This is a genomic window from Glutamicibacter sp. AOP12-B1-11, from assembly GCF_052379245.1.
GTDB lineage: Bacteria > Actinomycetota > Actinomycetes > Actinomycetales > Micrococcaceae > Glutamicibacter.
In genome coordinates this window covers 1-9,631 of record NZ_JBQSYL010000055.1, presented here as the reverse complement: position 1 = coordinate 9,631, position 9,631 = coordinate 1, and the positions used below count along the sequence as shown (strand labels likewise).

At 55.8% G+C, this 9,631-nt stretch carries 11 protein-coding genes; 9 read left to right on the top strand and 2 right to left on the bottom strand.

Translation table 11 applies throughout. From position 1 onward, the window contains the following. Positions 1 to 234 precede the first annotated feature (234 nt). The 3 genes from ACT3UQ_RS19235 to ACT3UQ_RS19225 are packed head-to-tail and all read left to right on the top strand — an operon-like array spanning position 235 to position 2,920. A complete protein-coding gene (locus ACT3UQ_RS19235; RefSeq protein ID WP_444637766.1) occupies positions 235 to 1,179 on the top strand; it encodes a peptidoglycan-binding domain-containing protein in 945 nt (314 codons plus the stop codon). Beyond that, complete coding sequence (locus ACT3UQ_RS19230) at positions 1,176 to 1,820, top strand: ABC transporter ATP-binding protein (protein WP_444637765.1); 645 nt, start codon at positions 1,176 to 1,178, stop codon at positions 1,818 to 1,820. The genes ACT3UQ_RS19235 and ACT3UQ_RS19230 overlap by 4 nt, the downstream gene beginning before the upstream one ends. Beyond that, entirely contained in the window at positions 1,817 to 2,920 is a 1,104-nt protein-coding gene (locus ACT3UQ_RS19225) for an ABC transporter permease (protein WP_444637764.1), read from the top strand. The genes ACT3UQ_RS19230 and ACT3UQ_RS19225 overlap by 4 nt, the downstream gene beginning before the upstream one ends. Before the next feature lie 429 nt (positions 2,921 to 3,349). Here ACT3UQ_RS19225 and ACT3UQ_RS19220 read toward each other — a convergent pair whose 3' ends face one another. Together ACT3UQ_RS19220 and ACT3UQ_RS19215 are read right to left on the bottom strand one after the other, a co-directional pair. Further along, positions 3,350 to 4,195 carry a hypothetical protein gene (locus ACT3UQ_RS19220; RefSeq protein WP_444637762.1) on the bottom strand — a complete coding sequence of 282 codons (846 nt, stop codon included), beginning with the start codon at positions 4,193 to 4,195 and terminating at the stop codon, positions 3,350 to 3,352. Positions 4,196 to 4,200: 5 nt separating this feature from the next. After that, positions 4,201 to 4,752, bottom strand: coding sequence for an RNA polymerase sigma factor (locus ACT3UQ_RS19215; protein ID WP_444637761.1), 552 nt, complete (start codon positions 4,750 to 4,752; stop codon positions 4,201 to 4,203). A gap of 307 nt (positions 4,753 to 5,059) precedes the next feature. Between ACT3UQ_RS19215 and ACT3UQ_RS19210 the strand changes: the two genes are divergently transcribed. From ACT3UQ_RS19210 to ACT3UQ_RS19185, 6 genes are all read left to right on the top strand, one after another. Beyond that, positions 5,060 to 5,584, top strand: coding sequence for a GNAT family N-acetyltransferase (locus ACT3UQ_RS19210; RefSeq protein WP_444637759.1), 525 nt, complete (start codon positions 5,060 to 5,062; stop codon positions 5,582 to 5,584). A gap of 220 nt (positions 5,585 to 5,804) precedes the next feature. After that, positions 5,805 to 6,539, top strand: a complete 735-nt coding sequence (locus ACT3UQ_RS19205; RefSeq protein ID WP_444637758.1) for a hypothetical protein — start codon at positions 5,805 to 5,807, stop codon at positions 6,537 to 6,539. Between the two features lie 121 nt (positions 6,540 to 6,660). Next, positions 6,661 to 7,188, top strand: a complete 528-nt coding sequence (locus tag ACT3UQ_RS19200; RefSeq protein ID WP_444637757.1) for a GNAT family N-acetyltransferase — start codon at positions 6,661 to 6,663, stop codon at positions 7,186 to 7,188. Positions 7,189 to 7,325: 137 nt separating this feature from the next. Next, the gene (locus ACT3UQ_RS19195; protein WP_444637755.1) at positions 7,326 to 7,820 is read left to right on the top strand and encodes a GNAT family N-acetyltransferase; all 495 of its coding nucleotides are present in this window, start codon (positions 7,326 to 7,328) and stop codon (positions 7,818 to 7,820) included. Between the two features lie 57 nt (positions 7,821 to 7,877). Further along, the gene (locus tag ACT3UQ_RS19190) at positions 7,878 to 8,366 is read left to right on the top strand and encodes a GNAT family N-acetyltransferase (RefSeq protein WP_444637753.1); all 489 of its coding nucleotides are present in this window, start codon (positions 7,878 to 7,880) and stop codon (positions 8,364 to 8,366) included. Positions 8,367 to 8,886: 520 nt separating this feature from the next. Then, positions 8,887 to 9,582 carry an Abi family protein gene (locus ACT3UQ_RS19185; protein WP_444637752.1) on the top strand — a complete coding sequence of 232 codons (696 nt, stop codon included), beginning with the start codon at positions 8,887 to 8,889 and terminating at the stop codon, positions 9,580 to 9,582. The last annotated feature ends 49 nt before the right edge of the window (positions 9,583 to 9,631 follow it).

Here is a 9,631-nt window from a genome sequence, read left to right as displayed (position 1 = left end):
GCTCGGCACCATGGACACCATATGATGCGATGAACTTGGAAACTGTCAATACCGCCGAAATGAATCAGAAATGCCCACCGTCACCATCTTCGGAGATTCTGTATGGGAACTAGAAGCGCTGACACTTCCAGCTGGATGAAGCCAAAATTCCTCTCCGCCGCTGCGGCGATTGCGGTTGCTGCAGGTGCAGCCGGATGGGCAATCAACGCAACAGTAGTGGGCCAAGGAGAGGCGATGCAGGAAAGCGAACAAAGTGTTTGGGCCAAGGCCGAAGCATCAGCCATTGGTTCATCACTGAATCTGTCTACCGTAGTGAAACAGCCGGTCCAAGTGGTTGCGAGCAACCAATTGCCCGGCGTCGTGTCCGCGGTCTCGGCAGGGAAGAAAAAGCCAGGAGACGTCATTTACTCCGTCGCCGGATCCGATGTTTACGTGATCTCTGGTCAGACACCCTTGTACCAAGACATCGGGCCTAAGGCCTCTGGCGAGAATGTGAAGCAGGTTGAAAGGTTCCTCAAGGACCAGGAATATTTCACCGGCACCCCTGACACCCGCTTTGATGCTGCCACAACTTTAGCGATCAAGCGGTGGCAAATTGCGACTAAGCAAAAGGCAGATGGCCGTATTGCGCTAGGACGCATGGTTGCGGTCAGCTCCTTGCCCGGCCAGGTGGATGTAGGCGAAGCGATCCGTCCGGGAAAGAACCTAGCTGGAGATGAAGACGCGGTTCTTGCCCCTAGCGGGGAGCGTACCTTCACGATGTCTTTGACCGGTGAACAAGCTGCGTTGATTCCTCAGGATTCCGTCATAGAGGTGAACCATGGCGATCTGACCTGGGAAGCTCAGATTGCCCAAACGACCACCGATGAATCAGGCAACGTCATCCATACTTTGGCTGGGCCCTCTGGTGAGGCCGTGTGCGACAAGGAATGCGACAAACTGCCTGCTGGCAGCAACGTCACGCTTCGCTCCAAGGTGATTGTCGTCCCCGAAACCAAGGGTATTGGTATTCCTTCCGCGGCGGTTACCACCACTGCCTCAGGCGGGACAGAAGTAGTGACCGAAAACGGGCCAGTCCCAGTTGACGTGGTTGCCAGCGGACAGGGCATTGTCATCGTCAAAGGCCTGGAAGAAGGAACCTCTGTTCAGGTCCTTGCAGCTAACAGCGAGGCGAAGTGAGCATCCTCAGCGTCCGTGATTTGGGGTTCAAATACACCAAGGACTCTGAGGAACTTTTTGATGGTCTGAGCTTTCAATTCGCCCCGGGAAAAGTCACTGCACTCACCGGTCCTTCGGGGCGTGGGAAATCCACCCTCCTCTACGTGCTGGGGTTGATGCTCACACCAAGCCGTGGGGAAGTCTTTCTCCACGATCAGCCTCAGTCCTCTGCTCCTGATGCTGTTCGGTCAAAGGTTAGGGCTGATCAGCTGGGGTTCGTCTTTCAAGACTCTTCACTGGATCCTTCGCGGACCATTATCGATTCTGTTATTGAGCCGACGCTCTATGCCGGTGTGGACCGGAAGATCGCAATGGCCCGGGCAGAGCAGTTGCTGGAGGAACTTGGTGTTGCCGCGCGTAGTGATCACAAGCCTGGTCAGATTTCTGGTGGACAAGCACAGAGAGTCGCTGTTGCGCGGGCACTGATTAATAATCCTGCGGTGATTCTGGCCGATGAACCGACTGGAAACCTCGACCCGGCGAACGCCGCCAGTGTCTTGGATATCCTTTCGAAGGATGCCGGAACCCAGCAGCGCACTGTAGTGATTGCGACTCACGATCCTTATGTCATTAGTCGCGCAGATGAAGTGCTGGCGCTATGACATTGAAAATGTTGCTCCGTGAAGCACTAGCTACTGCCTGGGCTAGCAAGGTTCCCTCGGCGCTGGTTTGCTTGATTACTGCTGCCATGTGCATCATGACTATTTCTACTGTCGGCCGTACCGCGGCTGCTGAAGAACAAGTTGCGCAGCGTATTGATTCGTCCGGCGCCAGACAGCTGGTGGTGACCGATAAGAAAGCCGACGGTCTGATCAGCGAATCGCTCATTTCGATGGCCTCCAATTTCTCAGTGATTGAACGCTCCGTGGGCCTTGGCTCGCCAACGGACGTCAAGAATCTGGTGATCGGGGAAGGTGCAACGCCGGTCCCGGCGTGGGCGGTTATCGGAGATATAGGTTCGGTCGCACAATTGGAAGCGGGACGCTATCCCGGTCCGGGAGAAGCCCTGGTTTCTACCGAAGCTCTACGCAAGCTGGGGATGCAATACCCGGTGGGTGCGGTTCGAATTGCCGATGCTGACATTCCTGTGGACTTCGCGATTGTCGGATCGTATACCCCTCGTGATCCATTCACTGATTTGGGCCAAGGAGTGATTTACGGAGCTCCTTCGGGAAGCAGCGCAACGAACCTGCATCTGATCTTGGATGATGCCAGCCAAGCTGCGGTGGCTCAGCGATCGGTGTTGGGTTTATTCGGGCAGCTTGCTGATCCTGAAGCTATCTCTGTGCGTTCGCCACTGCAGTTGGCTCAGCTTCATGATGAGATCGTCGGGGACTTGGGATCTTTTGGTAAGTCATTGCTATATGGTGCGTTGGGCATTGGGTCGTTGCTCGTCGCGGTGGTTGTCTTTGCCGATATCCTTGTCCGCCGAAAAGACCTGGGCCGTAGGCGTGCTCTTGGTGCGACGAGAAGTGATATTGTCACGCTCATGCTCATCAGGACGCTGATTCCAGCGGTGGCGGGTGCGTTGGTGGGAATGTTAGGCGGCGTTGGAATTGCCGTTTCAACAGGTTCTGTACCGCCGTTCGCTTTCTGTCTTGGCATAGTGATTCTTGCGTTGATTTCTGCTGGAGCTAGTTCTTTGGTGCCGGCTGCATATGCTGCTAACGCCGATCCGGTGAGGGTACTTCGAACTCCATAGAGCAGTGATGTTTCTTCCGTGTCCGAGACAAGCGGCCGACGAACGAAGGCATGTTTAGAGCGGTAACTGGTGCTGCGGTCAGGCCCTAAACGGGTCGATACCTCGTCTTGAGAACTTGGATGGAACGGGTACCGGACGATTGCGTATCAAGCTTCGGCAGGAGATTTTGTTGATCTGGCTAGAAGCATGAGCGTAGGCAGGGGAACTGGGCTGATAAGCCGGTCCTATGTCCCGCAGAGCGTTCCTCTTACGGGACGTTCTCAAATGCCATTCCGGACAAACCCCTATTGGGACGAAACGACTGTCCCTGTGGCTATGAGACGCATCTTTCTGATGCCCCGAGCGAAGCACGGTTAAAGGTCGCGGGCGCGACGAGGCTTCCGGAATTATGCCGGATAGCTCGTCGCGCCCGCGCTGTCACCGGTGACTCTAGGACGGCATCCTTGGGGTCGCGTTTTCGATGACTGTCTGGTCGTTCAGAGTGATTGTGTAGGAGATATCTGTAGCAGGTCCCCCATTACCCTCCAATTCGTCACCGAGGTCCTTGCCCGGCCACCAAGCAGCGTATCTGCCGTCCTGAACGGTGGCTTCGACCAATTGGCCGTCCGGGGTCGTGATCGTTACGGCTACCACATCCTCACCAACGTTCCCGTGGGTGAGTGCAATTTCGGGACGATCACCGAACCCGAATATATTGCCACCGCGAAATTCGGCGATGTTTCCCTGGGTGAATTCCCCTGCAACCGGGAGGAACCCTTGATCGCCGCCTCCCCTGCTGAAATCAATGTTGTCGGCCTTTTGCGCTCCGGCAGGCAGATGGGCTAGACACATACCTGCCATGTGTTCGGAAGCGGTGTAAAGCAACACCACCCAATCACCCCGTCGCTCGGCAAGATCCAACTGGGGGGACGCCAGATCCAGACTGCCACGGCAGGCCGCATCGGCCACGGCCCTATCGGGGCTACTGATGGAACCCGGCACAGCATTCCATGACGCATACGCCGCATCTTTGCTTCCCGCCCCCGGCAGGAGCACCACCGATGCGGTGATGGCAGCCACCGCGGCCAGAGCAATAGGGGCCGCTATCCGACGTACAGGTCTGGATCGGCGTTTGCTGATAGCACCGTTCGCGGTATTTCCGTTGTCCGGATCGCTGGCGAGAATTTGCTGCAGCCTTGCGTTCGCCCTGATCTGTCCGGTCTCGTCAAGTTCGCCTTGGGGAGCAGAATCGAGGGGTCGAAATGCGTCTAGTTCCACGTACTTTTTCTTGTCCATGTCAGTCACTCCGTCATGAGAGATCCGGCAAGGGGCGCCGGGAAGGGGGCGGAATCGAGTTCGTGTCGCAACGATTTGCGCGCACGATGAAGCCGGATGCGGTAGGCCGCCGATGAAATCCCGAGGACCTGGCCCGCCTGTGACGAGGGAAGGTCTTCCCAAATCGCCAGGGCCAGGACTTCCTGGTCTTCGGGGCGCAATCGTCGCCAGGCCGCGGCCAGGTCGATGCGTTGGTGCGTCAGGTCGGCTTCGGCGTCAGTGAAGGTCGGTGTCTGGGCCGCGACCCTGACCGCCAGCGCTCCTTGGCGCACTTGTCCGCGTTGATTGTTAAGCAGGCAGTTGCGCGCGGTTGCAAACAGCCAGGCCCTGGCGTCGCCGGGCTTGGCCGGAAGGTCGTCCAAACGCCGCCATGCGACCAGGAAAGCCTCATGGACGATGTCCTCGGCGTGGTCTGGACCGGCCCGGCGTTGGATAAACCGCAGAACATCGGTATAGGCCAGTTCGTACAATCTGGAGAACTCTGCCTCCCGGTCCTGCTTCGTTTCTTTGGTGCTCATACCTATACATGTCCGTCCGGCCAGCGTTGTTACCCCGAGACGGGATCCAATTTTTGTGGACCCGGTCCATGCCCAGGAGCGGGGCCACGGACTGTTGACGGAAACCGCTCATTCCCGAAGCCGGCGCACGCTGAAAGCCCCGGAATCCCACTGGTCAATATAGCTAGACTTCACCACGGTCCGAGCATCGGTATCGATGATATCCCTTACCCCGTCTGGCAGGTTGATTCTGGTGCATTGACGTCCCGTAGAGCGTTCCCCATCGGGCAGGCGCTGTAGCGGCCCGTCACATGCAATACTTTGTTTCATGGATACACCTTCCTCGTTGCATCGGGCCGTTTGCTCGTCAGCAAGCGGAATCATTGCGCTGCGCGATTCTTTAGCGCGATGGCAGCAGGAACAATCCATTCAACAATGGTCGCCTGGGGAACTCTCAATTAGCCAAGTTGCAGAGCAAATACGTCACTCTGAGTGGTGGGTCAGCACCGACGGGCAAGATGTTGTAGCTGCCGTTCGATTAACAAATAACGACGAACATATTTGGCCTGACTGCAATCCAGCCGCGGCATACATACACGGCCTGATGGTTCATCGTTCACTGACCGGCCAAAAGCTCGGCCAGATGATCTTGGAATGGGCGGAGAGCAAGCTTTACGCTAGCGGACACTCTATTGCTCGACTCGACTGTGTGGCAACAAACGAGAATCTGCGTAATTACTATGAAAACCTCGGATACCGCGAACGTGGAGTCATTGATTTCGGCCCTGATTCGGCGTGGCATCCGGTGCTCAGATTCGAGAAAGACATCACGACCGCCCAGACCGTGAATTAGGTTGCTCGGCAGCACAGGGCGTCCCTCAGAAGGTTCCTCTTACGGACGCGCAAACGCACTGAAAGGGACTTTGGTTCCAGATCCGGAACAAGAGGCTTAACGAAAGAAAGGGCCCACCATCGTGGGCCCTTCAATACCTTCTATGCACCACGCTGCCTATTCGAATGGCGAACCATTGAACAGAGGACCGATCCCGTAGTGCTCCTGTAGTCTACTACTTATGCCTGAAGGATTACCACATGCCAATGTTCCCACTCCCAGGCAGGCCATCGCATGGCTATCGCAACACCGCTACGACAAGTATCTGGCGTTGGCCTCAGGTGATCACTCGCTGGCCATGGAAATCTACTCCTGGAACTCTGAACTCTCTTCGGCAATCCTTCGCGATCTAGCCCATGTGGAAGTCGCAGTTCGCAATGCCCTTGACGGTCAGTTGGCACCGACTTTTCCCGACTGGGCAGCACAACCAACGCCCGGCTGGCTGCAACTGCAAAACGGTACGCAAAGGGTCCGCATGCGACAGCAAAAATTAATCAACGACGGCCTGAAACTACTCCGCCAAGCCCAACGTGACGTCGGAGCGGCCGCCACCCACGGTATGGTCATTGCCAGGCTCTCATTTGGCTTCTGGCAATTCCTCATCACGCCGAGAGTCCGAGAAAGCACGCTCTGGACCCCCTATCTACATCGGGGTTTCCCACGCGGCACAGCCCGGGCGGACGTCTCCAGGTTTCTCGAATCGGCAGTAAGTTTAAGAAATCGGCTGGCCCACCTCGAACCGGTTGCCAGTGCCTCAACCAGTGTCACGGAGCGCTTGGCCGATATGAACGCCCTCTTCAAGCTTGTGGCACCCGAAGTCCATGACTGGATCACGGAAATCAGCGATGTCACAGAAATCATCAACCGCGAACCGGTCAGCGGGCTCGTCTCAGCACGAGTGAACCGAACCCCATGAAAAGGGTGGGAGATTGTGCCCAGTGAAGGTTCCTCTTACGGACGTTTCTCTACCGAACCGGTTTACGGGACGCGGGCCTGGGTTCACAGCCACTCGACTCGTTGTACTAGATAATTGACGGATGCGAACTATCAGCAGTGAACGACTGATCATGCGGCCATGGGAGCTAGACGACGCTGACTTTCTGTTCGATCTTGAGTCCCGGTGGGAGACTATTCGCTTTCTTGGTTCTCAAGGAAAGCCGATGACTGATCGCTCGGAAGCTGTGGAATCCATCATTCGTCGTCGTGCTATCGACGACCCTGTTCACGGGATCTGGGCCATTGTGTCTCGCGAATCTGGTGGATTGTTCGGGAATATCCTGCTCAAACCCATCCCACTCTCGGTAGATGTAGAAGGCGAAGCTCCAGTGGAAATCGGTTGGCATTTACACCCCGATGCCCAGGGTGCAGGTTATGCCACTGAAGCGGCCAGCGCTGTCATGACGGATGCGGCAAACAACGGACTTCGGTGCGTTATCGCCGTCATTGATCCACTCAATGCAGCCTCACAGCGAGTATGTGAGCGACTGGGAATGCGGTCACTCGGCATGACCGAGGCATATTACGACGACCATAATCTGTTGTTCGAGAAAAGCCTGTCTCGATAGCGGTTCCCCTTGCGGGCGCGCAACGCAGACGATATCGGACTGTCATTGCAATTGCTTTTAAGCGAAATAACATGCAGAAGCACTTACGTTTCTTTGTAAAGCCCAATAACCTATCGATCTTCCTGTAGATTCGGGGCATGGAAGACCTTTCAATTCGCGTTGCGAACCTTGATGATGTGCAAGCCATTCGGTCAATTGGACTCGTTACATGGCCAGCTACTTATCTGAGTTTCACCAGTCCGGATTTCGTCATGGAAAACCTCAATACATGGTGGTCTCACGGCTCGGTGAGCGCATCCATCACGGAAGACACGACGTTCATTGCTTCTCAGGATGGTCAGGCAGTTGGCACGCTAACCTTCGGGCTGTTTGAGGGCGAACCTGTGATCTGGAAAATTTATGTCGTGCCCGAAGCCCACGGACGCGGTATTGGAACTGCTCTTATGGACGTAGCCTTTACTACTATTGGCCCAGCCCATGATGTAAGGATCGAATTTGTGAAAGGGAACTCTGCTGCCCAGTCATTTTATGAACGACGTGGCTTCAAATTCGACTTCGAAGAAGACATGGCAGAGGGCTTCACAACAGTTTGGCTTCGTAGACCTGCTGGCCCAATTACTTCAGCAATCTAAAATATGTCCCGCAGAAGGTCCTTCTCCGGGCACTGGGTGCTGTGAAAGAATGTTTTGGTGAATTGCTTGGATGATGAGTTGCAGTTGGTCCTGAGTCTTGAGCCAGACGGAGTCAATGAGGCCGCATTGATTTGGGCCCGCGCCACAGCCGTGCGCGACCAACGTCCAGAGCCGCTTACCGGCGAAGAAAAAATCCTTGGAATCCAACGGCGATTACAGCTGGAGGGAGCTAAACTCCTCGTTGCCAACCGCAAAGACTCCTGCGTGGGATTCGCGCTCTTTGCACCTCACGAAGAAAGCCTAGAGATCTTCTACCTTGCAGCCACCCCCGAGGTGTGGGGCAGTGGCGTGGCAAGTAGCCTGCTAGTCGCCGTTGAAGAATACGCCAAGAGTATCGGTCGCGCGGCTCTGGAACTATGGGTCATCGATGACAACAGTCGTGCTCTTGCCGTTTACGAGGGATCTGGATTTGTCGGTACTGAACAGGTGAAGCATGACCAATTATCGGGCCAGATTGAGCGACGGATGCTAAAGGAAATTTGTTAGTTGGCCGCTACGGCCTAAACCCAACCGCCGATGTCCCGCAGGTGGTTCTTGAGCCGACGTTGCCTCCAGCCTATATAGGCTCGTTCTTTCCTAGTTCCAAGGTCGCTAGGCTGAGAACATGAAACCTGGAAGATTGAAGGCTATTGGAACGGTCCTGCTGCTCTTGGCCATTGTTGGCACGCTTAGCAGCTGGTCAGTGACCGGCGATGATCGCATTGCCTCTACCGTCATCAACGTACTTCTATTCTTAGTCGGAGCAGTAGCAATATTTCTGGGATACTGGCGTTCTCGCGTTCGAGGAACCGCGACGGCACAAAAACGAATCGACTGACTCTGAACAAGTAACATTGAATTCTGTATAGCCATCCCGCAAAACGTTCCCCAAACGGGCGAGATTCGGGAAAAGAAAAACTCCGGGTCCGCCAAGGCGAAATACCGGAGTTTCCAATTCATGGCCCGAGTAACATGAAACAGCGGTCATCAAGGGCTTGCCAATCAACCTTACCTTGAAAGGTGCCATATGGCGAAGGCATCGGGCAACGATACTTGGATCGAGAACTGGCTGAGGATGGACCGCTTTTCCACCTACCTCGAAGTCGCGGGAGGCTCTCGCACACGCGCCCTGGACCTATATGACTGGAACGCCAAGCTCAGTGCCGCTTTTCTCCACGACCTCAGCCACCTCGAAGTCGGCCTGCGGAACGCGTGCGACCGCCAACTTGCAGCAGCGACACTCCCAGGTGACACGCATTGGACCGACCCAGCTACGCTACTTGCCCTATTCCCCATTGTGATGCGACGAAACAAGCTGACCGGTCGGTTGCATGACGTGAACAAGATTCCCAGGAGCAACGTCGAGCGCGCCCGAACAAGCGCAGCAACAAAGCCACATGCCCCGCCATTGCCAGGGAAGACAGTCGCTGAGATCATGTTCGGCTTCTGGACCTATCTCCTGGCTGACGCGCATGAAAAAACGATCTGGGTTCTCCATCTCCACAAGGCGTTCCCTCCAGGGACAGACCGGAACCGACTCAACGACTCACTTGCCTCGCTTCGTCGCTTTCGGAACCGAGTGGCCCACCATGAGAACATTCTCCGTGGCTCGGAGGGTGAACGTCGCCGAATCGTCTATCTGGTGCGATTGCTGTCTACCGATGCGCTGGAGCATCTCCAAGCCAACAGCGACGTCGCCACGATTCTGGGGACGCGCCCATAAGGGTTTAGTGTATTGGAGTCTCCCGGTAGACGTTCCTCTTGTGCGCATC

Excerpts from the sequence above, each read along its gene's own strand:
- ACT3UQ_RS19235 (WP_444637766.1), top strand. The coding sequence starts at position 235 with ATGCAGGAAAGCGAACAAAGTGTTTGGGCCAAGGCCGAAGCATCAGCC.
- ACT3UQ_RS19200 (WP_444637757.1), top strand. The coding sequence starts at position 6,661 with ATGCGAACTATCAGCAGTGAACGACTGATCATGCGGCCATGGGAGCTA.
- ACT3UQ_RS19225 (WP_444637764.1), top strand. The coding sequence starts at position 1,817 with ATGACATTGAAAATGTTGCTCCGTGAAGCACTAGCTACTGCCTGGGCT.
- ACT3UQ_RS19220 (WP_444637762.1), bottom strand. The coding sequence starts at position 4,195 with ATGGACAAGAAAAAGTACGTGGAACTAGACGCATTTCGACCCCTCGAT.
- ACT3UQ_RS19185 (WP_444637752.1), top strand. The coding sequence starts at position 8,887 with ATGGCGAAGGCATCGGGCAACGATACTTGGATCGAGAACTGGCTGAGG.
- ACT3UQ_RS19205 (WP_444637758.1), top strand. The coding sequence starts at position 5,805 with ATGCCTGAAGGATTACCACATGCCAATGTTCCCACTCCCAGGCAGGCC.
- ACT3UQ_RS19195 (WP_444637755.1), top strand. The coding sequence starts at position 7,326 with ATGGAAGACCTTTCAATTCGCGTTGCGAACCTTGATGATGTGCAAGCC.
- ACT3UQ_RS19210 (WP_444637759.1), top strand. The coding sequence starts at position 5,060 with ATGGATACACCTTCCTCGTTGCATCGGGCCGTTTGCTCGTCAGCAAGC.
- ACT3UQ_RS19215 (WP_444637761.1), bottom strand. The coding sequence starts at position 4,752 with ATGAGCACCAAAGAAACGAAGCAGGACCGGGAGGCAGAGTTCTCCAGA.